The organism is Bacillus sp. B4EP4a (assembly GCF_006680105.1).
GTDB classification, from domain to species: domain Bacteria; phylum Bacillota; class Bacilli; order Bacillales; family DSM-1321; genus Peribacillus; species Peribacillus simplex_E.
Genome location: NZ_VHIK01000037.1, coordinates 165,089 through 190,162, shown reverse-complemented (window position 1 = coordinate 190,162; position 25,074 = coordinate 165,089). Strand labels below are relative to the sequence as shown.

Genomic DNA, 25,074 nt, shown 5'->3' with positions numbered 1-25,074 from the left:
TAGAGCTACAATTCCTTTTATTTAGCCATAATAAGTGACAGAGGCATACAAGATATGTTATGTTGTCTTCTCTACATACTTTATACAAAATAAAAGGATGAGGTGTTCATATGAATAAAACAGAATTAGTGAGCAGTGTTGCAGCACAAGCTGAACTGACAAAAGACGAAGCAAAAAAAGTTGTGGATGCATTGTTTGAAACAATCACGGCTACACTTGCTAAAGAAGAAAAAATCCAATTAGTTGGTTTTGGTACATTTGAAGTGCGTGACCGTGCTGCCCGTACAGGAAGAAACCCGCAAACTGGCGAAGAAATACAAATTGCAGCTAGTAAAGTACCTGCTTTTAAAGCAGGTAAGGAATTAAAAGAAGCTGTAAAATAAATGATGAACGAAGAAAAAACCTGGCGATGCAATGTTCGCCAGGTTTTTTCTGTTTACTGTACTTTCAATTAACCCGGTTAATCTTTAATGGAAAGATAAAAAACGGTTTGTCATCTGGTGAGGCAAGATATTTTTTTGAAAAGGCCATTAAGCGTCTCTTTAATTGGTTGTCTTTTATAGGCCATTTTTCATTTGATCAACTATGAAATATGCCGACTCCATGAAAAAAATAAGCAGTAATGGAATGTAACACAAATGAAAAAAAATTATAGTACTTATTAATAAGGTTTATACTGTGACTATGTTAGGCTAAATGAATAACAAGCTTTAAAACCAAAATAAAAGAGGTGAAATAAATGCTGAAGAAAATAATGAAAAAAATCAAACAACTTTCCCAAGGAAGCAGTGAGCGAAGAAATGGTCATTATCGCCGAGGCAGCAGCAGCAGCAGCCGAGGGTATAAAAGGTATCCCATGAGTGGAAGTGACCGCTACAAGAGAAAGGGGCGTGGCAGCAGCAGCTAATTCAATTTCTTTGACTTCAATGCAGCCTGCAGGTCCATTGAGATTTCTTTAATATCTGAATAAGGTTCTTGGATGCTTAATAACCTTTTCAGTATATGCACGGTTTCTTTTTCTAACGAAAGCTCTTCTGTCCAAGGAAGAGCCTTTTTACTTTTGGAAGCGTATGTCGTATAAAGTACATATAGAAGTATTTCCCCCAAGTCGTAAAAATCCTGCCTTTTCAGCTGTAAAATGGAGTCTTTTGCGAGATCGGCCGAATTGATCATTTTGGACAAACCAAAGTCTATCAAAATGGGCTGATGGTTCTTAAGTAAAATATTTGGAATACGTAAATCTTGATGGCAAATGTCATGGTCATGTAGATAAGATACTAAACCGGCCAGCTCATCCAGAAAAAATAGAGACTCTTTCTCATTGAACGTTAATTGATTCAAGAAAATATGGTCTTCTAAATTATCCCCTTCTATAAAATCCATCACAAAATATACATTTCCGTCATGTGAAAATTTCTCGTGAAATTTGGGGATGTTTTTGTGGTTTAACTTTTGTAATATGGAGATTTCATTTTCAAACTGTCTCAGTTCTTTTTTGCTGCGGCGTTTACTTTTCCGGAGCTGCTTGATCACTTTATTTTCATTCATTTTCAAATCATCGCAAAGGTAAACAATACCGTAGCTTCCTGTACCGATTACAGTTTTCACCTCGTAACGGTCATTCAAAACCACTCCTTTTTTAAAAGGAATATCCACAAAGAATTGGTAGATCTTTCTTAAGGAACGCAAAATTGAAACTTCCCTCACCACTTTCATATATTCGAGTCGAAAAAGACCATTATTCATTAAGCTGGAATTATGAATGATCATGGATAGTTTAACACTGATTTTTGGTAATGCGGTAATGAAAGTCTTTTTTACGATAATTCACAATTAAAAAGAGCTATTAAAAAAAATTCCTTAAATTTCATATTATGAAATTATATGATTTTTAAAATTATTAAGTTTACTATAATGAATTCATAATAAAAGAGTAGGAGGTGAAAAGATGGATGGGCGTGAGTTAAGAAATTGCTTTGGTAAATTCCCAACCGGAGTCACGATAGTGAGCTGGTTTGATGGGAAAGTTGAAAAGGGCATTACTGTGAATTCATTCACCTCGGTTTCCTTGGATCCCCCGCTTGCTTTAATTTCGATTCATAAAGAAGCAAAAGCCTGCACTAGCTTGAAAGATAAATCTTTTACCATTAATATTTTGTCGGATGAGCAAGAATCCATTGCATGGCAATTTGCGGGCAGTAAACAGGACACACTTGAAATTGACTGGGATAACAAGGGGATTACGCCAAAAATAAATGGTAGTGTTGCCTGGATGGAATGCAAACCATGGAGAGAGTTTGAGGCTGGTGATCATGTATTGTTCATCGGTGAGATCCAGGAGTTACATTTCGAAGATTTGGAAGCGCTTACTTTTTATCAAGGGGATATGGGGTCTGCTAAACAACTTGTAAAATGAGGGGGATTCTTATGGGCATTAAAACCGGTGAAGAATATATTAATAGAATTAAATCGAGAAAGCCAGAAGTCTGGCTTGGTGGAAGAGTGGTTGAGGATATTTATAATGAGCCAATTTTTAAGCAGCCGATACAAGAAATTGCGAAGTTGTATGACATTCAACATGACCCGGAATATCAAGATGAAATCACCCACATTTGCAAAGAGACCGGTGAACGTGTTAACAATGCTTTCTTATTCCCGAAGACATCGGAGGATCTGCAAAAAAGAAGTAAATTATTTGAAGTGTATGCAAGGATGACATATGGGCTAATGGGGAGAACGCCTGACTTTTTAAATGTCGTGGTCACTTCCATGGCACATAATTCCTGGTTTCTTGATAAATACAACAAAGACTGGTCTAAGAACATCAAGGATTATTATGCCTATATTCGTGACAATGATTTATTCTTGACGCATGCAATCATTAATCCTCAAAATGATCGAAGCAAGCAATCTCATGAACAAAAAGAAACATATACCCACTTAGGGACTGTTGAGGAAAGAGAAGAAGGGATACTTGTTCGCGGTGCAAAGATGTTAGCAACGCTGGCACCGATTACAGATGAGGTGATTATCTATTCTTTCCCAGGATTCACACCAGGGGATGAACGTCATGCGGTAGCATTTGCACTGCCGATCGATACGCCTGGACTGCGCATAATCTGCCGGGAACCAATGCAGGACGGAACACGCTCGATGTTTGACCATCCACTGGCCTCCTGCTATGAGGAAATGGATGCCCTGCTTGTATTTAATGATGTTCTGGTTCCTTGGAATCGTGTCTTCTTATACAACAATGTGGAGGCGGCAAACCGCTTGTATCCAATGACGGGAATCGCTGAACAGCCTGCTCACCAATCAGGCGTGCGTGGATATATTAAACTGGCATTTGCCGTTGAAGTCGCTTGTAAAGTGGCAGACTCTATCGGAGTCGATGGATTCCTGCATGTACAGCGTGATTTGGGTGAACTTGTTCAATCTGTGGAAGTCATCCGTTCACTGCTTCGGGTAGCGGAATATGAGTACACGATTAATGACTACGGTGAGGCCCGGCCAAATCCGGATGCATTGGAAACGATTCGCGGTTTCCTTCCGGAGATGTATCCACGTGCCATAGAGGTTATCCAGACCATTGGAGCTGGAGGGCTGTTGATGTCTCCGACAGGGGCCGACTTTGATAATCCCGAATTGCGCATTGATCTCGATAAATATTATGGAGGACGTAGCGGGGTTTCAGCGGAAGAGCGCGTTCGCGTGTTTAAACTTGCTTGGGATTTATGCGGGGAAGCGTTTGGACAGCGCCTCCTTCAATACGAGCGCTATTACACGGGAGATCCAGTACGGAAAAGAGCCATTTTTTATAATAAATATAAGAAAAACAACAACTTTAACATGGTTGATGAAGTGCTTAACAAACCGATGCAAGTAGCCATAGATGCGGTTAACCAGTAATTTTAATAGTTGAATGGGGAGGGGGTCCGTCATGATTTCGTCCGTTGAGAAGCTTATAAAGATACTTGATTTATTCACTAATGAAGAACCCGCACTTGGAAATAAGGAAATAGCTGAAAAATTGAATATGAGTCCAAGCTCATCTCATCATCTAGTGAAAACGATGTGCAAGGAAGGGATGCTGATCCAAGGCAAAGATCGAAAGTACCGGCTTGGATGGAAGTTACTTGAGTGGAGCAGTAAAGTCATGTATCAGCAGGATATTCATTATGAGGCAGGTCCAATTATCAGTAATCTTGTCCTGCAATTTAAAGGTAATTCTCACATCGGTATGTTTCACGAAGGCGAAGTCAGGTTTGTGATGAAAATGTCGTCCCCTCATGCCGAGCATATGACCACATATATAGGAGCAAGAAAACCAGCTCATTGTACGAGCAGCGGGAAAGTATTACTTGCCTTTAACCCATCCTTTATTCAGCCTACGCTTGCAAAAGGGCTATTGAAGCACTCAACTAACACGATTACTTGCATCAACCAATTGAATGAAGAATTAAAGGACATCCGCAAACAAGGATTTGCGATTAGTGATGATGAAAATGATTATGGTTTATATGGCGTTGCAGCACCCATTAAATCCTATAATGGCCAAGTTATTGCAGCACTTAACCTTGTCGGGGATCGAAATTATATGATTGGGAAAGAAAAAACTAGAATTATTCAGTCTGTAATACGATCGGCACAAATGATTTCAAAACAAGTAGGTTATATGTCGTTAATGTGAATTTTCGGACTATTAAGAAAAATGGGGGTAGTTTATTTATGAAAGGATATGCTCAATCTTCAAAATTACAGGCTAGATCATTAAATCTAATAAAAGTTATTGAAGACAATAAAAATTTATTGAAACCGCCGGTTAATAACAAAGTGCTTTGGGAAGATTCCGGATTCATTGTCATGCTTCTTGGTGGTCCGAATTATCGGCGTGATTTTCATGTAGACCCTTCTGACGAGTTGTTTTATCAGATAAAAGGCTCCTGCTATGTAGAATGCATCAACCAAAGCGGGGACCGTGAAGTAGTGGAGGTGAAAGAGGGAGAAATGTTTATGCTGCCCGCTGATGTACCTCATTCTCCTCATCGTGTATCTGATACTTACGGCATTGTCATAGAGCGCAAGCGTGCTAAAGATGAGCTTGAAGATTTTGTTTGGTTTTGCGGGAATTGTAACCATGAGATGCACAAAGTTACGATCCAATTGACGAATATTGAGGTCCAGGTGAAAGAGGCGATCGAGGCTTTCAACGGAAGTAAGGAACTTCGCACCTGTAGTGAATGCGGTCATGTTATGTCAGAAAACGTTGAGGCTTGGAAATGCGAATAGATTTTCATACACATATTCTTCCGTTGGACCTGCCAGACTTAACCGGTAAATTTGGTCAGGGACGCTGGCCAGTGCTAGAGCAGAAATGTTCTTGCGGGGCGGATATCATGGTAAGCGGAAAACTGTTCAGGAAAGTGGCTGACCAGGTATGGGACCCTGAAAAACGCATTCAGGATATGGATGCGGAAGGAGTCGATATGCAGGTGCTCTCACCGGTGCCAGTGACATTTTCATACTGGGCGCCAATTGACCAGGCGCTATACATGTCCCAGTTCCAGAATGATTTCATTGCTGAGACTGTGAACAGGTATCCAGACAGGTTCATCGGTCTCGGTACTGTACCGCTTCAGGATTTGAAAGTGGCAATCAGGGAAATGGAACGCTGTAAATTTGAGCTTGGTATGGCGGGAATCGAAATCGGTACTAACGTAAATGGAGAAAATCTGGATTCTCCTGTTTTATTGGAATTCTTCCAAATGGCTGAAAAGTGGAATGTCCCACTGTTTATACACCCATGGGAGACAATGGCAAAAGACCGAACGGAACGGCATAACCTCATGTATACAGTGGCGATGCCGAGTGAAACGGCATTGGCGGCAGCAAGCATTTTATGGAGTGGCGTCATGGAAAAGTTCCCGGATCTGAAAATCTGTTTTGCACATGGAGGAGGCTCATTTCCATATATTTTACCGCGGATCGATCAGGGATGGGAAGTATGGCCTGATTTAAGAAAAACATCAATGCCGCCAAGCTACTATGCGCAAAAGTTTTATTTCGATTCACTGAACTATGATACCCGGAATATTCAGTATCTGATTGACCGTTTTGGATATAAGAAAGTGCTGATGGGTTCCGACTATCCATTTTTATTGAGAGAAAAGCCCCCAGGTCAAGTAATTGATGACACTCTAAATCTATCAGATGAAGTGAAAGCGAATCTTCTAGGGAGAAATGCATTGAGGTTTTTAAATTTGGAATCACGAGGGGAGAAGCATGGAAAAACAGATAAAAGCACCCGAACAAGTCCTTGAAGAACTTGGAATCATGCTTGAGCCGCCAAGGGAAGCGGTAGGCAACTACGTTAGCCACGTCCGGGTGGGAAATTTAATTTTCACATCCGGACAAGGTGTTGATGAATATCACGGCAAGCTTGGCAATGAGCTGACGGAAGAGGAAGGGTATCAGGCAGCGAGGCAGTCAATGATTAATCTTCTAAGGGTACTGAAGGATGAGCTTGGAGAACTATCCAGAGTGAAGAAGGTAATCAAAATTCTCGGAATGGTTAATTCAGCCGAAAATTTCACAGGACAGCCCAAAGTATTGAATGGCGCATCAGACCTGCTTGTGGCCGTATTTGGAGAGAGGGGTAAACATGCTCGGTCAGCAGTGGGAATGGCCCAGCTTCCAAATAACACTGCAATTGAAATTGAAATGATTGTGGAAATACAAGATTGAGGCACTTGAACTGAGCGGGTGTCTCAATAAAGGGAGAGGGATGTTTCATGCAAGCAGCAAAAGATAGCATAAATACAACTAAATCAATAGATTGCCGTCACTTTATTAACGGGGAATTCCTGAATCCAGATCAATCCAAGACTTTTGACAATATCAATCCCGCAACGGAAGAAATACTTGGATGGGTTGCAGAAGGAGGAAAAGAGGAGGTGAATCAGGCTGTTTCTGCAGCAAGACATGCGCTTAAAGGTCCTTGGAAATCTTTTACCGATAATGAACGCTCTGCGGTTCTAAGGCGAATCGGCGATCTCATTTTGGGAAAGAAAGAAGAACTGACAATGTTAGAAACCCTTGATACAGGGAAACCATATAGCCTTGCACTGGAAATGGATATCAAGCGTTCAGCTCACAATTTCCACTTTTTTGCGGACTATATCACTACACTTGGTAATGAATCCTTCAATCAGAACAACATTGCACTTCATTATTCCATTAGGCGGCCCGTAGGAGTGGTAGGAATGATCAATCCTTGGAATTTACCTTTGCTATTGTTGACATGGAAATTGGCACCATGCCTGGCAGCTGGCAATACAGCGGTTATGAAACCGGCTGAACTGACGCCGATGACAGCGACAAAGTTAATGGAGATTTGTAAGGAAGCGGGAGTTCCCGATGGAGTTGTCAACCTTGTGCATGGATATGGTGTAAATTCAGCTGGGGCTGCTCTAAGTGAGCATCCGGACGTCGATGCGATAACATTCACTGGGGAAACAAAAACGGGAACGGCGATTATGAAAGCTGCAGCGCCCACGTTGAAAAAAATCTCTTTTGAACTGGGCGGGAAAAATCCGAATATTGTGTTTGCAGACTCGAATCTTGATGAAGTAATCGAAACGACATTGAAATCAAGCTTCATGAACCAAGGTGAAGTTTGTTTATGTGGATCACGAATCTATGTTCAGCAAGGATTGTATGACGAATTCCTTGAAAAGATGGTCGCGCGAACAAAAAAATTAAAAGTCGGGGATCCGTTTGATTCCGAAACGGAAGTAGGAGCTGTAATAGGAAAAGAACATTATAAAAAAGTGATGAGTTACATTGACCTGGCGAAAGAAGAAGGAGCGAAAATATTAACTGGAGGAAGAAGAGCCGGACAGTTTGAAAAAGGTTTTTTCATTGAACCGACAATTATTGCCGGAGTTACGCGTGAATCCCGTTGTGTACGGGAAGAAATTTTTGGTCCTGTGGTAACGGTCATGCCTTTCGAAACGGAAGAAGAAGTACTGGAGCACGCAAATGATACTCATTACGGACTGGGGGCAACGATCTGGACCAATGATTTAAGGAGAGCGCATCGTGTCGCTTCTAAAATAGAGGCGGGAATTATCTGGGTGAATACCTGGTATTTGCGTGATTTGCGCACACCTTTTGGTGGTATGAAGCACAGTGGCATCGGCCGTGAAGGCGGGTCTCATAGTTTCGAATTTTACAGTGAACTGTCTAACGTCACGATTAAATTATAAAGAAGGAGGGGAGCATCATGAACGTTAGTTTAACAGAATGGTCTGCCAGGTTTTTGAAAGCGGAAAAAACAGGAATAGGGATTTCGGCCCCCACCAGTGAAATTCCCGATTTGGATGTGGAGGATGCCTACCAAATTCAGCTTGAAACCATTCGAAGGAAAACCCAGTCCGGTCTGGAAGTATCAGGTAAGAAAATAGGCTTGACTTCAAAGGCTATGCAGGAGGTTCTGGGAGTGAATGAACCAGATTACGGACATTTACTTGATGCAATGAAAATAGAAAATAATGGCTGTATTTCGAGTCTGCGGTTGATCCAACCGAAAGTGGAGGCAGAAGTAGCTTTTATTTTAAAGAAAGATCTACAAGGTCCCAATATTACGGTTAATGATGTAATCGATGCCACTGATTATGTGGTTGCTTCGATTGAAGTGGTTGATAGCAGGGTGATGGACTGGAAGATTAAACTTCCGGACACTGTGGCGGATAATGCATCATCGGGCCTATATATTCTGGGAGATCGCAAAATTCACTTGAGTGAAATCGACCTTCCTTCCATTCAAATGAGTCTTTATAAAAATGGCGAATTCATGAACCAAGGAACAGGTGAAGCAGTACTTGGAAATCCAGCAACTTGCGTAGCTTGGCTGGCAAATAAACTGCATGGGTTTAAAGGTTCATTGAATGCGGGCGAAGTAATTTTGTCCGGTGCGTTATCCGCAGCAATCGAAGCGAAACCAGGTGACCGTTTTTCTGCTGACTTTGGAGAAAAACTTGGAAAGGTTTCGGTTAATTTTGAGTGAAAGGAGGCCAGCGGCTTTGAAAAAACTAAAAGTAGGCATTATTGGATCAGGGAATATCGGCACGGACTTAATGATGAAAATTCATCGGTCGGATTTTCTCGAAATGTCGGTAATGATTGGTATCGACACGGAATCAGAGGGTTTGAAGAAGGCTAGGATGCACGGACATCATGTCATTGAAAATGGCATGGATGGTTTTTTGGAAAGGCCGGAGCTTGCAGACATTTTATTCGATGCCACATCTGCGAAGGCGCATGTTTATCACTGCAAAGCCTTGAAAAAGATGAACAAGAAGCTGATAGACTTGACGCCTGCCGCAATCGGACCGTTTATCGTTCCTTCCGTGAACTTAAAAGAAAATTTGAATGAGGCGGTTGTTAACATGATTACATGCGGCGGACAGGCGACAATCCCCATCGTTCATGCGATCAGTCAAGTAGCACAGGTCGAATATGCCGAAATAATAGCGACAATTTCCAGCAGGAGTGCCGGTCCCGGAACCCGTGCCAATATTGATGAATTCACCCAAACAACGGCAGGGGCCCTGGAACAGGTGGGTGGAGCGAAAAAAGGAAAAGCTATCATTCTGCTAAATCCGGCCGAACCGCCACTCATAATGAGGGATACCATTCATTGTCTGCTTCAATCGGATTCTTATGATGTGAAGGAAATAACAACGTCCATAAATAAGATGGCGGAAAAAGTATCTGAATATGTTCCAGGGTACCGCCTGAAGACAAAGCCGATATGTGATGGGAAACAAATAACGGTCTTTCTTGAAGTGAAAGGGTTAGGGGATTTTCTTCCCGTATATGCCGGTAATTTAGATATAATGACGGCTTCAGCAGTAAAAGTAGGGGAAGAGATCGCTAAAAGCCAATTCGAACAATTTGTTTGAAAAAGGTAATCGGAACTATAAAGGTGGGGTTCATTTGAGTAAAGATGTATTGGTGACTGAAGTTGCATTGCGGGATGGGAGCCATGTAGTGGCACATCAATTCACCATCGATCAAGTAAAAAACATGACTGGGAAACTCAGTGCAGCAGGTGTCCCTTATATTGAAGTGTCGCATGGAGATGGCCTGGGCGGATCATCCTTACAATATGGTTTTTCAAAAGTGAATGATATTGAATTGGTGGAAGCCGCTGTTGAAGCTGCAGGCCAATCCGTTATTTCAGTACTTTTAATCCCTGGTATAGGGACGGTCGACCAATTAAGGGAAGCGGCTCAAGTTGGGGCGAAAATGGCGCGGATTGCAACCCACGTAACCGAAGCGGATGTCTCAAAGCAACATCTGGAAGCTGCGAAACATCTCGGTATGGAAGCAATCGGGTTTTTAATGATGTCTCACATGGCATCTCCGGAAAAACTTCTTGAACAAGCCATATTAATGGAATCCTATGGAGCGGATGCTGTGTATGTTGTTGATTCCGCAGGATCTTTTTTGCCCCAAGATGTGAAGACGCGGATCCAGTTATTAAGATCAAAGCTGAATATCGATATTGGTTTTCATGCTCATAATAACTTATCGCTAGCTGTGGCAAATTCGCTTATGGCAATTGAAGAAGGGGCGAATAGAATCGATGGCAGCATCCGCTGTCTCGGTGCAGGGGCTGGTAATACCCAGACGGAAGTGCTTGTTGCCGTTCTGGATAAGATGGGTATCCGTACCGAAATTGACTTATATAAAATGCTCGATCTTTCGGAGGAAGTTGGAAATACAATCATGCCCAAGCCCCAGGAAATAACAGACTCTAGTTTAATCATGGGTTATAGTGGCGTGTACTCCAGCTTTTTATTGCATGCAGATAAAGCGGCGAAAAAGTATGGAGTTGATGCCCGGGATATTTTGCTGGAGCTTGGTCGACAAAAAGTGGTTGGCGGTCAGGAAGATACCATAATTGAAGTAGCTGAGCAAATGGCTTTTCAGAAAGAAGGGACTTTAAGATGAAACTAGATCAACTAGCAAAACGGGTAGCCGAATCGCAAAAAAGCGGACGTGAAATGGATAAGCTTACATTATCCAATCCTGAACTAACAGTAAATCAAGCATATGAAATTCAGAAGTTGAGCATAAATGAGACGATCACTGGTGATAACAGATTCATCGGGTGGAAGATGGGCTTGACGAGCAAAGCCAAACAAAAGCAAGTAGGGGTAGAGGAAGCAATCTATGGCAGGTTGACATCTGCAATGGAACTAACTAAACCAGTATTAAAAGTTGGGGAACTCATTCATCCGAGAGTGGAACCTGAATTTGCTTTTTTGTTCAAGGATGAATTGAAAGGTGCAAATATAACGGCGAAAGATGTCTGGCCGGCTGTAGAATGTGTATTTCTCGCTCTGGAAGTTATTGACAGCCGTTATAAAAATTTTTCTTTTACACTTACCGATGTAGTAGCGGATAACGCATCCTCAGCCAAAATCCTGCTTAGCAATCAAGCTTATTCTCCGTACCATACGGACTGGGCTCAAGCAGAAGTTACGCTTTATCAAAATGGTGAAATGCAAAAGAGGGGTCTTGGAGAAGCTGTACTCGATCATCCGATTCACTCGATTGTGGAACTTGTAAAAATGATTAGCCGTGAAGGACTTTCCATTCAGGCTGGAATGATTGTATTGGTAGGCGGAATTACAGATGCCGTTACCATACAGGCAAACGATGAAATTATAGCAGATTACGGTGAACTAGGGAAACTGACATTACATGTTATATCGTGAAATATGGCAAAGGGGAGGGAATTAATTGCGTGAAGTTAATGCTTCGGAAGTGGTAGGTAATAGTAGATTTGGCCGTTTTCACTTAATGGTCTTTATGTGGTGTTTGTTCGCAATTACCTTCGATGGATTTGATATAGCCATGTACGGAGTAGGTTTACCTTTGATGATGGAGGAATGAGACTTGACGCCCGTTGAAGCTGGCGGAATAGCAAGTTATTCTTTGTTCGGAATGATGGTGGGAGCCCTCATTTTTGCCCCCCTGGCGGATAAACTAGGGAGGAAAAAAGTGCTTGCCATTTGTATATGTTTATTCAGTGTTTTTACATTACTTTCAAGTTTTGCCCCGAATCCTGCCTTTTTCTCGGTTATGCGATTTATAGCAGCCTTGGGAATGGGAGGATTAATGCCAAATATCATCTCCTTAATGGCGGAATACTCACCCAAAAAGAATAAGGTGCTCATTGTAACCACTATGTACTGTGGTTATTCTATCGGAAGCATACTTGCTTCTTTAATTGGAATGTATGTGATGGAACAAATGAGTTGGAGGGTTTTATATTGGATAGGGGCTCTTCCCTTACTGGCACTGCCATTCTTCATGAAGCAATTTCCTGAATCGCTTTCCTATTATGTTATTCGAAAACAAGGAGCAAAGCTTGCTGGAATTCTGAATCGCATTGACCCAGACGGCGACTATAAAGAGTCGGACGATTATGAGTTTGCCAAAGTCCAAGAAAGGGCAAAGGGCTTTCCAGTCAAGAAGCTCTTTGAAAATAAGCGTACTCTTAGCACTTTTGCTTTTTGGGTAGCTGCCTTTAATTGTTTACTTATGGTATACGGACTCAATACATGGTTACCCAAAATCATGCAGCAGTCCGGATACGGCCTATCATCCAGTTTATCTTTCAATCTTATATCGGGAATAGGACAAATTGGCGGATCAATAATTGGAGGGTACTTGGTTGGGAAAATAGGCCATAGAAGAGTACTTGTATCCCTCTGTGCCATAGGTACCGTCTGTTTTGTCATATTAGGATTGACCTCAAATGTACTAGCATTATATATTCTGATCTCCTTTGGAGGCGCCTGTACAGTTGGCACGATGAATTTGGCCAATACGTATATATCCGAATATTATCCGCGTGAGATAAGGACCACCGGGATAGGTTGGGCCTTGGCTTTTGGTAGAATTGGAGCGATTGTTGCCCCTACATTAATAGGATTATTGCTTGTTGCAAACTATTCGCCACAAAATGCATTTATGGCCTTCACAGTCCCGAGCATAATGGCTGCCCTGGCATTACTGGTTGTGAAAGAGAAGTATGGCAGCTATGATAAACCACAGATTGAGGAAAATATAAAACTAAAAGCAACAACAAATGCATAAATTAATAGGTAGCGGAATTCACGAGTAAATAACGAAATAAACTTCTCAACCTTTTTTTATCTATCCAACCAGCATAGATCGCATGGTTAGAGGGGTATACAAGCTTGAAAGGCTATTAATCCTATAAAGTATTAATCTACATCAATGCTTGAAAACTTTTCTAATACGTTTGACAATTGGATTTATCGTGTTAATATAAAGGCAAATGAAAATTAAATATACAATTTGTACCACTAGGGGTGCTTTATAGGTAAAATTTGTTTTTTTACCGCAGAAGCTGAGATTAAAGTATGACTTTAAGACCCTTAGAACCTGATCTGGTTTATACCAGCGTAGGGAAGTGGGGTCTGGAACAATACGTTACTGTATTTTTTCAAGTACAACCACTTTCTTTACGTTTAAGAAAGTGGTTTTTTGTTTGCAAAAAAAGGGGTGATAAAGGTTTTTTTCTGTAAGATTCATTGAAAAATACAATTTGGAGGTAATGGACATGAAGTTTTCAGAGGAAATTCGTCGGGAAGTTGATCATATTTGGGAAGCTAGTTTTAATCACCCGTTTGTTGCAGGAATAGGAGATGGCACATTACCATTGGAGTGTTTTCGTTTTTATGTCATGCAAGATGCCTATTATTTATCTCATTTTGCCAGGGTTCAAGCTTTAGGGGCAGTCAAAGCTACAGATTTACATACAACAAGCAGGCTTGCCGGCCATGCACAAGGAACATATGAAGCGGAGTTGAAGCTTCATGAGAATTTTTCTGAGAGATTAGGCATCACAAAAGAAGAAAGGGAAAAATTCAAACCTGCCCCGACTGCTTATGCTTATACTTCCCATATGTATCGTGCAGCTTATTCGGGTCATTTAGGGGATGTTATTGCAGCTATCTTGCCGTGTTACTGGCTGTATTATGAAATAGGTGAAAAGCTGCAAGGGTGCGTACCCGAAGAGCCGATTTATCAAGAATGGATAGCGGCTTACGGAGGAGAGTGGTTCCGCACTTTGGTGGAAGAACAAATTGCGAGGCTTGATGAGATTGCTGAAAAAGTAACAGACGAAGATAAGGAGAGAATGAAAGAGCATTTTATCCTTAGCAGCCAATATGAATACTCATTTTGGGAAATGGCTTATCGTTTAGAGACATGGCCTGTGCATCAGGAAACACTAGAAGTATAAAGGAGAATGAAATAATGAAAAGAGGATTGAAATTAACTGATATATTAGTCACGATCGTGATTGCGGTAGCATTTGGAATCGTTTATATCCTTTGGGGTTCGATTTACTATTCCGTTAAACCATTAGGATTACATCTGGATCAACTTATTTATGGAATGTGGTTTATAGCTGGTCCCGTCGCCTTTTTAATTTTACGGAAACCGGGTGTGGCACTTTTGGCGGAGATTGCTGCAGCTTCCGGGGAATTCTTTCTAGGTTCTCCTTGGGGGCTGACCGTACTGTTATATGGGGTGGTCCAAGGTTTGTTCGCGGAGCTGGTGTTCATGGCGTTCAAATATAAAAAATTCAATATGCCGGTGGCTGTTTTAGCTGCGATAGCTTCCTGCCTTGCATCAGTACTAATGGATTTTGCATACGGGGAAATAGGTGCGCTTTCTACTTGGAATCTTTTGTTGTTCATGATAGCGAGGTTTGTGGGTTCCATATTCTTTGCAGGTGTGACTGCTTATTATCTAGTCAAGGTTCTGGAAGCAACAGGAGTAACCAATCTTGTTCGTCCGGTTACAAGTAAAGATTATGCAGAACTGGATCAAAAGTAGAGGTTGAGGGCCATGGAACCAATCGTTTCAGTTGAGAAGTTAAGAATGAAATTTCCCGGTGATGAATCTTTGATATTCAAGGATCTATCCTTATCGTTTGATAAAGGAGAAAAAGTGTTATTGTTGGGACCATCAGGATGTGGTAAATCCACACTTTTGCAAGTGTTAAGCGGATTGATTCCGAATTCCATCGAAGTACCGATGAAAGCGGATAAATTGAAATGCCCTTCTTCATGGGGATATGTTTTTCAAGACCCTGATAGTCAGTTTTGCATGCCATTTGCCGATGAGGAAATTGCCTTCGTACTTGAGAATCTTTCCATCCCTAGAGAAGAAATGAGAGAGAAGATCCAAAATCATTTCCGTAATGTAGGATTGAACCTAGGCCATACAAGTATAGAAACATTATCAGGCGGGATGAAACAGCGTCTGGCAATTGCTTCAGTATTGGCCCTTGAACCAGAAGTGATATTTTTAGATGAACCGACCGCCATGCTTGATCCGGAAGGAACAAAAGAAATCTGGGACTTGTTGAAGGAAGTCGGACGAGACAAAACGGTTATTATCGTCGAGCATAAAATTGACCATGTTTTAGAATTCATCGAACGGATCGTGCTTTTAAACGATGAAGGTCAAATCATGGCTGATGGTCCAAGAGACACCATTCTTTCACAATATAAAAATGAAATGAAAGAACATGGAATTTGGTTCCCTGGTGTTTGGGATGAATATGTAAATGAGTATGCGCCAATTCGTGAACACCAATTTACAGATGGTTCACTCCTTATGCATGTGCAAGGATTTAGCGGTTTTCGGAATAAAGAGGAAAAAATCAAGGTTGAAGAGCTGAAGGTTCATTCAGGGGAATGGATTGTAATCAGGGGAGAAAATGGCGCGGGGAAGAGTACTCTTTTGCATGCACTGATGCAGTTCATAAAAACGAATGGTAAGTATGAATTACTGGGGACCCCCATTAAAAGGGTGAAAAACCCAACGGATCATATGACGTTTGTCTTTCAAAATCCCGAGTTTCAGTTCGTTGCAAATACTGTATATGAAGAGATTGCCTATTCATTGCGAATTGACAAAAGGCCGCAACAAGAAATAGATGAGAGAGTCCGCTCATTGCTTAAAGTGTTCCGCCTTGAGGCGCATCGGGATAAACATCCGTTTCAATTATCAATGGGTCAAAAGCGTCGCTTAAGCGTAGCTGCTTCAATCGTAATAGACAAAAAAATCATTCTACTTGATGAGCCAACCTTTGGCCAAGATTCGAAAAATACCTTTGCATTACTGGAATGGTTTGAGGAATATCGAAGGCGCGGAATAACAGTGATCATGGTAACTCATGATGATCATATTTCAAAGAACTTTGCAACAAGGATCTGGACGGTTAAGGACGGAAACGTAATAAGTGATGAAAACATTGCGCAATCAGGATTATTGGAGACCAAAGTTAAAAGGAGTGTCATGTAGATGAATGTTTCAAATGCAGAAACATGGCTCCATAGAATTAATCCAAGCCTTAAACTTGGTGTACTGATTGTGTTATGCATCGTGGCGTTATTCATTCATGACCTGAATTATATGATGAATATCACCATTGGCGTATTACTTTTATTTTTGTTTTTTACCGGGCATTCGATAAAACGAATCTTACTTTTGTCGATTCCCTTTTGTTTCATTTTTATATCCACCTCTTCCGCAATGATATTATTCGGGCAAGGTGAGACGCTTTGGTTTGAGTGGGGCCTGATATCGATTACGGAAGAAAGTTTCATGAGGGGTTTACTGGTGGGCTTTCGAGCTTTGTTCTTTGCGGCTCTTGGTTTAACTTTTTCATTAACGACGAGGCCAGTGAACTTGTTTTATTCGTTAATGCAGCAAGTTAAGCTTAAACCGAAATATGCCTATAGTTTCATGGCGGCATTAAGGCTGATTCCCATCATGATGGAGGAGTTCCAAACGATACGAAACGCGATGAAGGTACGCGGTTTCGAAAGGGGAAAAGGGATAAGATCGGCATATTTTAAAATGAAAGCCTATTCCATCCCGTTGTTATCCGGAAGCATCAGACGTGCTCACCGAATCGCGGTTGCGATGGAGGCAAAGCGATTTACAGACACTCGGGATCGAACATACTTTTATGAATTTGGGTTTTCAAAAAAGGATCATGGTTTCATTTTGTATTTTATCATCCTGCTGTTGGCCGGCTTTTATCTATCGATTCAATTCCCGTTAGTATCTATTTGATTTTATGAGATTGTAACTTTACTAGTTAGGGGTTCTTAGTATGAATGCACATGAATTGCATATTATTTCTACTGGGAAACAGCCAATTGAAAAGTTTGTTGAGATCGCTTCAAACATTCAGGAACATGTTGATTTCTTTTATCTAAGGGAAAAGCAGATGAGTGCGTCGGAACTCTATCGAGCAGTGACCCTGTTACATGATAATAAGATTCCGCTATCTAAGATCGTCATAAATGACCGGGTGGATGTAGCCTGGGTACACAAAGTATTTGGTGTGCAATTGGCTTTTCATAGTTTAGATGCGGGAGTCGTAAAAGGAGCTTTTCCAGGGATGAATGTTGGCTGTTCGATCCATTCCATGGATGAAGCGAAAGCCGCATTCAGCAAAGGAGCCAATTACGCGATTTATGGACATGTTTTTGAAACGGATTCAAAAATCGGACTTCCTCCTAAGGGAGTTAAGGAGCTTCATGCAATCACAAGAAATGTCAATCTTCCGATAATTGCGATAGGCGGAGTAACACCTTTCAATTGCCAAGTCGTGCTGGATGCGGGGGTACGGGGAATTGCCGTCATGTCAGGTGTGCTTGAATCTGAAAATCCGATTAAAGCCGTTAAAGAATATTCGAAGTCTTTGGGAAAGGAGACATAAGATGAATTCCATATATGATGCAATCATTGTTGGGGGAGGAGTAATAGGTGGATCCATCGCTTTTCAATTAGCCAAACGAGGTAAAAAGGTCCTTTTATTGGAAAAAGATAGACTCGCCAGTAAAGCATCCAGTGCTGCAGCCGGGATGTTAGGGGCACAATCCGAGTTGGATGCGGATAACCCGCTTTTTACATTGGCAAGCCGAAGCAGGGGGATGTTTCCTGCACTGGCGGAAGAATTAAAAGACATAAGTGGAATAGACATCGAATTTGTGAACAAGGGCATGTTTAAGGTGGCGCTAACGAATGATCAGGTAGCCGAGTTGAAGAACATGATCAAAGTCCAACAAGAAGCGGGACTTGAGGCTGAATGGCTATCGACTGCAGAAATAAGAAAAACGGAACCGCTTCTATCGGATGAGATTAAGGGGGCCATGTTCATTCCGAAGGATGGACAAGTTTCAGCCACTAGGCTGTCGCTCGCATTTACTGAATCTGCAGCTGCCCTTGGTGTAGATATAAAGGAGTTTGTTCATGTCTCCGATTTAGTTACGGAAAACGGATGTGTGACTGGAGTGGTCACGAACATAGGTGGATTTTCAAGTGAAAATGTCATCGTGGCAGGTGGGGCTTGGAGTGCTTTCCTCCTTGAAAAAACAGGGATGAGACTCGACAGTTATCCAGTAAAGGGTGAGTGCTTTTCCGTCCTGACCGATCGTCCATTGCTTGAAAAGACAATCTTCTCACATGGCTGTTATCTTGTGCCCAAAGTTGGTGGAAGAATCATTGTCGGGGCAACGGTTAAAGCGAACACTTTCGATCAAAAGGTAAGTCTTGACGGGATTTCTACGTTAATAGAAAAGGCAACGCAATTGCTTCCGGCGATTAAAGGAACGGAATTGGAAAAGACATGGGCAGGTATACGCCCCCAAACTGGGGACGGCTTGCCGTACTTTGGTGAACATCCAGCATACAAAGGACTTTTCATTGCAACGGGGCACTACAGGAATGGCATCCTGCTTTCTCCAATTACAGGTGTACTTATAGCTGATCTTTTAGAAAGGAAGACAAATGTCGAATGGTCCGCTTTTCGATTGGATCGTTCGATACAGACTCTTTTTTCTTAATGGAGGTGGATGAATTGGAATTGATTATTAACGGGGAAAAAATACGGATTCCTGCTGATGAATCAACAGTTACAGGGCTTCTGCAACACTTTGATTTACATCAAAAAGTGGTGATTGTTGAATTGAATGATGAAATATTAGCAAAAGAAAGTCTAAGTGAAACACTTTTGTCAAATGGAGACAAGGTAGAGATTGTACATTTTGTAGGAGGCGGATGATATGTTAAAGATAGGTTCTTATGAATTTTCTTCAAGATTATTATTAGGTACAGGAAAGTATCCAAACTTCGATGTTCAAAAGCAATCAGTGGAGGTTTCGGAGACGGAAATATTAACATTTGCGGTCCGGAGAATGAATATTTTTGAAGCCAGTCAGCCCAATTTTTTAGAAAAGCTTGATTTGAAAAAATACACACTCCTTCCCAATACAGCAGGAGCTAAAACTGCCAAAGAAGCAGTGCGCATAGCCCATCTTGCAAAGGCATCTGGCTTATGTGACATGATTAAGGTAGAAGTCATTGGCTGTCAAAAAACACTGCTGCCTGATCCGATTGAAACCTTAAAAGCTGCTGAAGAATTAGTGAAACTGGGATTCACCGTATTACCCTATACTTCGGATGACGTGTTGCTCGCTAAGCGCCTGGAAGAAGTGGGGTGCCATGCAATCATGCCTGGCGCTTCACCAATTGGCTCTGGTCAAGGCATTATAAACCCACTGAACTTACGATTCATCATGGAACAATCTGAGGTTCCTGTAATTGTCGATGCAGGGATTGGGACGCCCTCCGATGCGGCAATCGCCATGGAATTAGGGGCGGATGGCGTATTGCTTAACACTGCTGTTTCCGGCGCAAAAGACCCCGTCAAAATGGCGAAAGCAATGAAACTGGCCATTGAGGCAGGTCGATTAGGGTATGAAGCAGGAAGAATCGCAAAAAATGATTACGCGATAGCAAGCAGCCCAGTTGAAGGATTGAGCATTGGATGAATGAACGTTATTCACGTCAAGAACTTTTTGGCCCTATAGGGGAAGAAGGGCAATTGAAAATTCGCAAAAAACACGTTTTGGTGATTGGAGCGGGTGCTCTCGGTACGGGAAGTGCAGAAGGTCTTGTACGAGCAGGAATTGGGAAACTCACCATTGTGGACAGAGATTATGTAGAGTGGAGCAACCTTCAAAGACAACAGCTTTATTGTGAAGATGATGCAAAAAAAAGAATACCGAAAGCAGTGGCAGCAAAGAATCGTTTGAATGCGCTAAATTCAGACGTTATCGTAAAACCGCATGTGGCGGATGTTTCGGTTGATGAATTGGCGAAGCTTGTTGAAGGCGTGGATTTAATATTGGATGCCACAGATAATTTCGATACGAGGATGCTTATAAACGATACTGCGCAAAAATATAAAATACCTTGGATTTACGGGGCCTGTGTAGGAAGTTATGGGATAAGTTACACGGTGATCCCAGAGGTGACACCATGTTTGAATTGTTTGCTGGAAACGGTTCCAATCGGAGGACTGACATGTGATACTGTGGGAATCATCAGCCCTGCTGTTCAAACGGTCGTTGCCCATCAACTGGCGGAAGCATTAAAAATCCTTGTGGAAGATTTTGAATCACTAAGAAACAAAATCGTTTCATTTGATCTTTGGAAAAATGAACATTCATCCATAAATGTAGCACAATTAAAAAAAGATTCTTGTTTGTCATGCGGGTCAAATCGAACGTACCCCCATCTCTCCTATTCAAATCGAACGAAAACAGCCGTTTTATGCGGAAGGGATTCTGTCCAGATTCGGCCGGCGATGAATCTTGAAAGAGACTTAGCGGAAATCGAAAAAAATCTTCTCGCACAAGGTGGTAAGATCGTAAGGAATCCTTATTTACTTTCATTTACGATCGGAGCCCATCGGTTGGTCGTTTTTAAAGATGGGCGGGCATTGATTCATGGAACTAAAGATATTGCCGAAGCAAAAACGTTATATCATCGTTATATTGGCTGAACTGTAATAATGGAATAACAAAGACTTAAAACGTTAAAATCAGTGGCCTTTATAATAGGAAGGAATCGAAAATTCTTTTTGTGACTTATTTGCTCTACAAACATAAAACGAAAGCGGTGTCTGCCTTTTCTGGGCGGCACCGCTTTGTTATGGAACGATTATTTAAGCAGCTTACATATCATGACTGCTATTATGCTTCTGACGGGTGTGCTGTCTGTTTTTCACCTTATGAGAACCGCTTAACGGTGCAGGTTGACCTGGGTTATTTCCTTTAGGGGCATTTTTTCGAATATCTTTACCATCGTTTTTGTTCATGTGCTATCCCTCCTATCTCTTAAGATAATCAGTCCGAGAAATTTTATTCACATACATATATTTGCAAACCTCGTACATGCTATTGATGGACACTAATTAAGGAGATGAACCCAAATGCAGGATAAACAAGATAAGCGAAGGACTTTCCAGGAAGCCCAGCAAAGTTATCAACAGGTATTTGATGTATACTCATCCATTGAGAAGAACGCACCGGATTACGGAACGGAATTGAAACATGTGAAGCAGGAAGTGAACGAGGCCTATCAGCAAATACAGTCTGCTTTAATCACCGCTTCCGAACATCAGAAAGAACAATTGAAAAAATTCGAACAGGATATTCAGGCAATCGTCAATGAGGTCAATTCAGAGGAATATTGAGTGACAGGTTCCATCATCGTGAGTTCATGCGCTTTAATTATGCGTTTCCTGATTTTAGAATGGAATAGGCTTTTTGAAAAATGCAGTACATCTGCCATTTCAAAAAGCCTATCCTATTTAACGCCTAGAAATGAGGGAAATCATTGGTTTTTCTTTCTTTTTTTATTATTTTGCCTTTGCATTTCAGATAATGGCGGTTCATTTCCCAGTTCATCATTGTAACCAGCTCCATTACCTTGCGCTTTTGCAGCATTCATACCTGGTATAACATGATTTGCCTTTTGTTTTGTCATTTCGACACCTCCACCCATAGAATGCGATAATGTCGAATGATTATGTATGAAGTGCTAAGATGTTTTGCTGGAATAATTTATCAGACTACAAATTGGGGTATTTTCAATAAAATGCATATCAGCAAGGCTTCCTAAATGCACTTTAATATGTGGGGAATTTTTTTCTATAAGAGAAACTTATCAAAAACAATAACTTTCTTGTTATTTACTTATACTCATTTCTATATTAGTATTAAGTTGAAGGAAGAGTTAGAGTGGGAGAAGAGAGAGAAAATTCGACAAACTAACTTTTTTACTTATATTTATGGTAAACATGGTTTCAGTGAACCAGGTTTTACTTTTATGTGCAGAATAAGTTCTGACAGTTTAATAGGGGGTAATATTCATGACGAAAAATGACGTATACCAAGCGCGTAAGTCCTTTGAAATTGATGGGCAACGCTACAACTACTACAGCTTAGACGCTATTGAAAAAGCAGGGGACGGCCAAGTATCACGCCTTCCATATTCCATTAAAGTATTACTTGAAGCGGTACTTCGCCAAGTGGACGGAAGAGTAATCACAAAAGAACACGTTGCGAACCTTGCTAAATGGGGAACAAGCGAGCAACAAGATATAGATGTTCCGTTCAAGCCATCACGTGTAATCCTACAAGATTTCACTGGTGTTCCAGTTGTTGTTGACTTAGCTTCTTTACGTAATGCTTTCGCAGCACTTGGTGGAGATCCTGACAAAATCAACCCGGAAATCCCGGTTGACCTTGTAATTGACCACTCTGTACAAGTTGATAAAGCAGGTACAATGGATTCCCTTGATGCCAATATGGATCTTGAATTCGAACGTAATGCAGAGCGTTATCAGTTCCTAAGCTGGGCTCAAAAATCATTCAACAACTATCGTGCAGTTCCACCAGCAACTGGTATCGTTCACCAAGTTAACCTAGAGTACCTTGCGAACGTGGTTCATGCTGTTGAAACTCCAAACGGCGACTTCGAAGTATTCCCTGACTCTGTTTTCGGTACAGATTCACATACTACAATGATCAACGGTATTGGTGTTCTTGGTTGGGGTGTCGGCGGTATCGAAGCAGAAGCAGGCATGCTTGGACAGCCTTCTTACTTCCCAGTTCCAAAAGTGGTTGGTGTTAAACTGACTGGCCAACTTCCTAAAGGTACAACAGCTACTGACCTTGCATTGAAAGTAACACAAGTTCTTCGTGCACACGGCGTAGTTGGTAAATTCGTTGAGTTCTACGGCCCAGGAGTAGGATACCTTCCACTTGCTGACCGTGCAACAATCGCTAACATGGCTCCTGAATACGGTGCTACAGTTGGTTTCTTCCCTGTTGATGCAGAAGCGATCGATTACATGCGCTTAACAGGCCGTGATGAAAATCAAATTAAAGTGGTTGAATCATACTGTAAAGAAAATGGATTGTTCTACTCTCCTGAAAACGAAGATCCAGCATACAATGATGTTGTGGAAATCGACCTTTCAGCAATTGAACCAAACCTTTCAGGCCCTAAACGCCCGCAAGATTTGATTCCACTTTCTCAAATGAAACAATCTTTCCATGATGCTATCAATGCACCTATGGGCAACCAAGGTTTTGGCATGGACAATTCTGAATTGGATAAAGAAGTAACTGTTAAATTTGCGGATGGTAAAGAAACGGTAATGAAAACAGGTGCGATTGCAATTGCTGCAATCACAAGCTGTACGAACACTTCTAACCCATATGTAATGCTTGGAGCGGGTCTTATTGCTAAAAAAGCAGTTGAAAAAGGCTTAACTGTTCCAGATTATGTTAAAACATCATTGGCACCAGGTTCTAAAGTTGTTACTGGTTACCTTCGTGATGCTGGTCTTCAACCATACCTTGACCAATTAGGATTCAACGTAGTTGGTTATGGCTGTACTACATGTATCGGTAACTCAGGTCCATTAGCGGACGAAATCGAAGCAGCTGTTGCTGAAGCAGATCTTCTAGTAACATCAGTACTTTCAGGTAACCGTAACTTTGAAGGACGTATTCACCCACTTGTGAAAGCAAACTATCTTGCTTCTCCTACTTTGGTTGTTGCATATGCACTTGCTGGTACTGTGGACTTCGATCTAAACAATGATTCACTTGGTAAAGACAAAGATGGTAACGATGTATATCTTGCTGATATCTGGCCATCACAAGAAGAAGTTAACGCTGCTGTTAAAGCAACAGTTACACCGGAATTATTCCGTAAAGAATACGAAACAGTATTCAACGATAACAAACGTTGGAATGAAATCCAAACTAGCAACGAAGCAATTTATGCTTTCGATTCTAAATCAACATATATTCAAAATCCTCCATTCTTTGAAGGATTATCACCAGAACCAGGTTCAGTTAACCCGCTTTCTGGTTTGCGCGTAGTAGGTAAATTCGGTGACTCAGTAACAACTGACCACATTTCTCCTGCAGGTGCAATCGGTAAAGATACACCAGCTGGTATCTACCTTCGTGAAAACGGTGTGAAACCGCGTGACTTTAACTCTTACGGTTCTCGTCGTGGTAACCATGAAGCGATGATGCGCGGAACGTTCGCAAACATCCGTATTCGTAACCAAGTTGCTCCAGGTACAGAAGGTGGATACACAACTTACTGGCCAACAGGCGATGTAATGGCCATCTATGATGCTTGTATGAAATATAAAGCTGATGGAACAGGTCTTGCAGTCATCGCTGGTAAAGACTATGGTATGGGAAGCTCTCGTGACTGGGCTGCGAAAGGTACTAACCTTCTTGGCATCAAAACAGTCATCGCTGAAAGCTTTGAACGTATTCACCGTTCTAACCTTGCATTAATGGGTGTTCTTCCACTTCAATTCAAAGAAGGCGAAAACGCTGAAACGCTTGGGTTGACTGGTAAAGAAGCGATCGCAGTTAAAATCGACGAAACAGTTAAACCTCGTGATATCGTAACAGTTACAGCTACTGATGAAGCTGGAAACGTAAAAGAATTTGATGTGCTTGTTCGTTTCGATTCCGAAATCGAAATCGACTACTACCGTCACGGTGGTATCCTTCAAATGGTATTACGTAATAAATTAAAAGGCTAATTTCAGCT

General features: G+C 41.5%; 29 protein-coding genes and 1 riboswitch. Of the genes, 26 read left to right on the top strand and 3 right to left on the bottom strand.

Annotation, left to right across the window (positions count from 1 at the left end):
- The first annotated feature begins 110 nt into the window (after window positions 1-110).
- Both FNK51_RS18985 and FNK51_RS26670 read left to right on the top strand, forming a co-directional pair.
- Window positions 111-383 carry an HU family DNA-binding protein gene (locus tag FNK51_RS18985; RefSeq protein WP_098371861.1) on the top strand — a complete coding sequence of 91 codons (273 nt, stop codon included), beginning with the start codon at window positions 111-113 and terminating at the stop codon, window positions 381-383.
- Window positions 384-739: 356 nt separating this feature from the next.
- Window positions 740-907, top strand: a complete 168-nt coding sequence (locus tag FNK51_RS26670) for a hypothetical protein (RefSeq protein ID WP_181762293.1) — start codon at window positions 740-742, stop codon at window positions 905-907.
- On the opposite strand, the gene FNK51_RS18980 is transcribed toward FNK51_RS26670, so the two are convergent.
- A complete protein-coding gene (locus FNK51_RS18980) occupies window positions 904-1,689 on the bottom strand; it encodes a serine/threonine protein kinase (protein WP_286178775.1) in 786 nt (261 codons plus the stop codon). The two genes, FNK51_RS26670 and FNK51_RS18980, sit on opposite strands and share 4 nt — an antisense overlap.
- A 259-nt stretch (window positions 1,690-1,948) precedes the next feature.
- On the opposite strand from FNK51_RS18980, the gene FNK51_RS18975 reads away from it, so the two are divergent.
- The 22 genes from FNK51_RS18975 (at window position 1,949) to FNK51_RS18875 (ending at window position 20,983) form a co-directional block, all read left to right on the top strand.
- The gene (locus FNK51_RS18975) at window positions 1,949-2,416 is read left to right on the top strand and encodes a flavin reductase family protein (RefSeq protein ID WP_141994311.1); all 468 of its coding nucleotides are present in this window, start codon (window positions 1,949-1,951) and stop codon (window positions 2,414-2,416) included.
- A gap of 11 nt (window positions 2,417-2,427) precedes the next feature.
- The gene (locus tag FNK51_RS18970) at window positions 2,428-3,909 is read left to right on the top strand and encodes a 4-hydroxyphenylacetate 3-hydroxylase family protein (RefSeq protein WP_141994310.1); all 1,482 of its coding nucleotides are present in this window, start codon (window positions 2,428-2,430) and stop codon (window positions 3,907-3,909) included.
- Between the two features lie 31 nt (window positions 3,910-3,940).
- Window positions 3,941-4,690 carry an IclR family transcriptional regulator gene (locus FNK51_RS18965; RefSeq protein WP_098371864.1) on the top strand — a complete coding sequence of 250 codons (750 nt, stop codon included), beginning with the start codon at window positions 3,941-3,943 and terminating at the stop codon, window positions 4,688-4,690.
- A 38-nt stretch (window positions 4,691-4,728) separates the two neighbouring features.
- Window positions 4,729-5,289 carry a 3-hydroxyanthranilate 3,4-dioxygenase gene (locus FNK51_RS18960; RefSeq protein WP_141994309.1) on the top strand — a complete coding sequence of 187 codons (561 nt, stop codon included), beginning with the start codon at window positions 4,729-4,731 and terminating at the stop codon, window positions 5,287-5,289.
- Complete coding sequence (locus FNK51_RS18955; protein WP_181762292.1) at window positions 5,274-6,320, top strand: amidohydrolase family protein; 1,047 nt, start codon at window positions 5,274-5,276, stop codon at window positions 6,318-6,320. Before FNK51_RS18960 ends, FNK51_RS18955 begins: the two co-directional genes overlap by 16 nt.
- Entirely contained in the window at window positions 6,283-6,744 is a 462-nt protein-coding gene (locus FNK51_RS18950; RefSeq protein WP_141994307.1) for a RidA family protein, read from the top strand. Before FNK51_RS18955 ends, FNK51_RS18950 begins: the two co-directional genes overlap by 38 nt.
- A gap of 47 nt (window positions 6,745-6,791) precedes the next feature.
- On the top strand, window positions 6,792-8,267 hold the full coding sequence (locus tag FNK51_RS18945; RefSeq protein WP_141994306.1) for an aldehyde dehydrogenase: 1,476 nt from the start codon (window positions 6,792-6,794) through the stop codon (window positions 8,265-8,267).
- A gap of 17 nt (window positions 8,268-8,284) precedes the next feature.
- Entirely contained in the window at window positions 8,285-9,067 is a 783-nt protein-coding gene (locus tag FNK51_RS18940) for a 2-keto-4-pentenoate hydratase (RefSeq protein WP_141994305.1), read from the top strand.
- A gap of 16 nt (window positions 9,068-9,083) precedes the next feature.
- Window positions 9,084-9,965: an acetaldehyde dehydrogenase (acetylating) gene (locus tag FNK51_RS18935; protein WP_141994304.1), complete on the top strand. Its 882-nt coding sequence runs from the start codon at window positions 9,084-9,086 to the stop codon at window positions 9,963-9,965.
- A 34-nt stretch (window positions 9,966-9,999) separates the two neighbouring features.
- Window positions 10,000-11,019, top strand: coding sequence for a 4-hydroxy-2-oxovalerate aldolase (gene dmpG, locus FNK51_RS18930; RefSeq protein WP_141994303.1), 1,020 nt, complete (start codon window positions 10,000-10,002; stop codon window positions 11,017-11,019).
- Window positions 11,016-11,789 carry a 2-keto-4-pentenoate hydratase gene (locus FNK51_RS18925; RefSeq protein ID WP_141994302.1) on the top strand — a complete coding sequence of 258 codons (774 nt, stop codon included), beginning with the start codon at window positions 11,016-11,018 and terminating at the stop codon, window positions 11,787-11,789. Before dmpG ends, FNK51_RS18925 begins: the two co-directional genes overlap by 4 nt.
- A gap of 25 nt (window positions 11,790-11,814) precedes the next feature.
- A complete protein-coding gene (locus tag FNK51_RS27290) occupies window positions 11,815-11,967 on the top strand; it encodes a hypothetical protein (protein WP_286178774.1) in 153 nt (50 codons plus the stop codon).
- Between the two features lie 3 nt (window positions 11,968-11,970).
- On the top strand, window positions 11,971-13,176 hold the full coding sequence (locus FNK51_RS18920; RefSeq protein WP_286178773.1) for an MFS transporter: 1,206 nt from the start codon (window positions 11,971-11,973) through the stop codon (window positions 13,174-13,176).
- A 225-nt stretch (window positions 13,177-13,401) separates the two neighbouring features.
- Window positions 13,402-13,532, top strand: a riboswitch (TPP riboswitch).
- 134 nt (window positions 13,533-13,666) lie between these two features.
- Window positions 13,667-14,350 carry a thiaminase II gene (gene tenA, locus FNK51_RS18915; protein ID WP_141994301.1) on the top strand — a complete coding sequence of 228 codons (684 nt, stop codon included), beginning with the start codon at window positions 13,667-13,669 and terminating at the stop codon, window positions 14,348-14,350.
- Between the two features lie 14 nt (window positions 14,351-14,364).
- Window positions 14,365-14,949: an ECF transporter S component gene (locus tag FNK51_RS18910; RefSeq protein WP_141994300.1), complete on the top strand. Its 585-nt coding sequence runs from the start codon at window positions 14,365-14,367 to the stop codon at window positions 14,947-14,949.
- Window positions 14,950-14,961: 12 nt separating this feature from the next.
- Complete coding sequence (locus tag FNK51_RS18905; RefSeq protein ID WP_141994299.1) at window positions 14,962-16,425, top strand: ABC transporter ATP-binding protein; 1,464 nt, start codon at window positions 14,962-14,964, stop codon at window positions 16,423-16,425.
- On the top strand, window positions 16,426-17,202 hold the full coding sequence (locus tag FNK51_RS18900) for an energy-coupling factor transporter transmembrane component T family protein (RefSeq protein ID WP_141994298.1): 777 nt from the start codon (window positions 16,426-16,428) through the stop codon (window positions 17,200-17,202).
- A gap of 40 nt (window positions 17,203-17,242) precedes the next feature.
- Window positions 17,243-17,854 (top strand): thiamine phosphate synthase, encoded by a 612-nt coding sequence (locus tag FNK51_RS18895; RefSeq protein ID WP_098371881.1) that lies wholly within the window; start codon window positions 17,243-17,245, stop codon window positions 17,852-17,854.
- A 1-nt stretch (window position 17,855) separates the two neighbouring features.
- A complete protein-coding gene (gene thiO / locus FNK51_RS18890; RefSeq protein WP_098371882.1) occupies window positions 17,856-18,980 on the top strand; it encodes a glycine oxidase ThiO in 1,125 nt (374 codons plus the stop codon).
- A 14-nt stretch (window positions 18,981-18,994) separates the two neighbouring features.
- Window positions 18,995-19,198 carry a sulfur carrier protein ThiS gene (thiS, locus tag FNK51_RS18885; RefSeq protein ID WP_076371426.1) on the top strand — a complete coding sequence of 68 codons (204 nt, stop codon included), beginning with the start codon at window positions 18,995-18,997 and terminating at the stop codon, window positions 19,196-19,198.
- Between the two features lies 1 nt (window position 19,199).
- A complete protein-coding gene (locus tag FNK51_RS18880) occupies window positions 19,200-19,967 on the top strand; it encodes a thiazole synthase (RefSeq protein WP_076371424.1) in 768 nt (255 codons plus the stop codon).
- Window positions 19,964-20,983, top strand: a complete 1,020-nt coding sequence (locus tag FNK51_RS18875) for a thiazole biosynthesis adenylyltransferase ThiF (protein ID WP_141994297.1) — start codon at window positions 19,964-19,966, stop codon at window positions 20,981-20,983. Before FNK51_RS18880 ends, FNK51_RS18875 begins: the two co-directional genes overlap by 4 nt.
- A gap of 171 nt (window positions 20,984-21,154) precedes the next feature.
- Here FNK51_RS18875 and FNK51_RS18870 read toward each other — a convergent pair whose 3' ends face one another.
- Window positions 21,155-21,298 (bottom strand): small acid-soluble spore protein P, encoded by a 144-nt coding sequence (locus tag FNK51_RS18870; protein WP_063233544.1) that lies wholly within the window; start codon window positions 21,296-21,298, stop codon window positions 21,155-21,157.
- A gap of 114 nt (window positions 21,299-21,412) precedes the next feature.
- On the opposite strand from FNK51_RS18870, the gene FNK51_RS18865 reads away from it, so the two are divergent.
- A complete protein-coding gene (locus FNK51_RS18865; RefSeq protein WP_098371884.1) occupies window positions 21,413-21,676 on the top strand; it encodes a hypothetical protein in 264 nt (87 codons plus the stop codon).
- 140 nt (window positions 21,677-21,816) lie between these two features.
- Here the strand turns inward: FNK51_RS18865 and sspO are convergent, their stop codons facing one another.
- Window positions 21,817-21,969: a small acid-soluble spore protein O gene (gene sspO, locus FNK51_RS18860; protein ID WP_034312428.1), complete on the bottom strand. Its 153-nt coding sequence runs from the start codon at window positions 21,967-21,969 to the stop codon at window positions 21,817-21,819.
- A 385-nt stretch (window positions 21,970-22,354) separates the two neighbouring features.
- Between sspO and acnA the strand changes: the two genes are divergently transcribed.
- Entirely contained in the window at window positions 22,355-25,066 is a 2,712-nt protein-coding gene (acnA, locus tag FNK51_RS18855) for an aconitate hydratase AcnA (RefSeq protein WP_141994296.1), read from the top strand.
- Window positions 25,067-25,074 lie beyond the last annotated feature (8 nt).

Excerpts from the sequence above, each read along its gene's own strand:
- FNK51_RS18975 (WP_141994311.1), top strand. The coding sequence starts at position 1,949 with ATGGATGGGCGTGAGTTAAGAAATTGCTTTGGTAAATTCCCAACCGGA.
- FNK51_RS18900 (WP_141994298.1), top strand. The coding sequence starts at position 16,426 with ATGAATGTTTCAAATGCAGAAACATGGCTCCATAGAATTAATCCAAGC.
- FNK51_RS18910 (WP_141994300.1), top strand. The coding sequence starts at position 14,365 with ATGAAAAGAGGATTGAAATTAACTGATATATTAGTCACGATCGTGATT.
- FNK51_RS18870 (WP_063233544.1), bottom strand. The coding sequence starts at position 21,298 with ATGAACAAAAACGATGGTAAAGATATTCGAAAAAATGCCCCTAAAGGA.
- tenA (WP_141994301.1), top strand. The coding sequence starts at position 13,667 with ATGAAGTTTTCAGAGGAAATTCGTCGGGAAGTTGATCATATTTGGGAA.
- FNK51_RS18960 (WP_141994309.1), top strand. The coding sequence starts at position 4,729 with ATGAAAGGATATGCTCAATCTTCAAAATTACAGGCTAGATCATTAAAT.
- FNK51_RS18880 (WP_076371424.1), top strand. The coding sequence starts at position 19,200 with ATGTTAAAGATAGGTTCTTATGAATTTTCTTCAAGATTATTATTAGGT.
- FNK51_RS26670 (WP_181762293.1), top strand. The coding sequence starts at position 740 with ATGCTGAAGAAAATAATGAAAAAAATCAAACAACTTTCCCAAGGAAGC.
- FNK51_RS18865 (WP_098371884.1), top strand. The coding sequence starts at position 21,413 with ATGCAGGATAAACAAGATAAGCGAAGGACTTTCCAGGAAGCCCAGCAA.
- FNK51_RS18875 (WP_141994297.1), top strand. The coding sequence starts at position 19,964 with ATGAATGAACGTTATTCACGTCAAGAACTTTTTGGCCCTATAGGGGAA.
- FNK51_RS18905 (WP_141994299.1), top strand. The coding sequence starts at position 14,962 with ATGGAACCAATCGTTTCAGTTGAGAAGTTAAGAATGAAATTTCCCGGT.
- FNK51_RS18950 (WP_141994307.1), top strand. The coding sequence starts at position 6,283 with ATGGAAAAACAGATAAAAGCACCCGAACAAGTCCTTGAAGAACTTGGA.
- FNK51_RS18925 (WP_141994302.1), top strand. The coding sequence starts at position 11,016 with ATGAAACTAGATCAACTAGCAAAACGGGTAGCCGAATCGCAAAAAAGC.
- FNK51_RS18985 (WP_098371861.1), top strand. The coding sequence starts at position 111 with ATGAATAAAACAGAATTAGTGAGCAGTGTTGCAGCACAAGCTGAACTG.
- FNK51_RS18895 (WP_098371881.1), top strand. The coding sequence starts at position 17,243 with ATGAATGCACATGAATTGCATATTATTTCTACTGGGAAACAGCCAATT.
- FNK51_RS18970 (WP_141994310.1), top strand. The coding sequence starts at position 2,428 with ATGGGCATTAAAACCGGTGAAGAATATATTAATAGAATTAAATCGAGA.
- FNK51_RS18945 (WP_141994306.1), top strand. The coding sequence starts at position 6,792 with ATGCAAGCAGCAAAAGATAGCATAAATACAACTAAATCAATAGATTGC.
- FNK51_RS18940 (WP_141994305.1), top strand. The coding sequence starts at position 8,285 with ATGAACGTTAGTTTAACAGAATGGTCTGCCAGGTTTTTGAAAGCGGAA.
- acnA (WP_141994296.1), top strand. The coding sequence starts at position 22,355 with ATGACGAAAAATGACGTATACCAAGCGCGTAAGTCCTTTGAAATTGAT.
- sspO (WP_034312428.1), bottom strand. The coding sequence starts at position 21,969 with ATGACAAAACAAAAGGCAAATCATGTTATACCAGGTATGAATGCTGCA.
- FNK51_RS18965 (WP_098371864.1), top strand. The coding sequence starts at position 3,941 with ATGATTTCGTCCGTTGAGAAGCTTATAAAGATACTTGATTTATTCACT.
- thiO (WP_098371882.1), top strand. The coding sequence starts at position 17,856 with ATGAATTCCATATATGATGCAATCATTGTTGGGGGAGGAGTAATAGGT.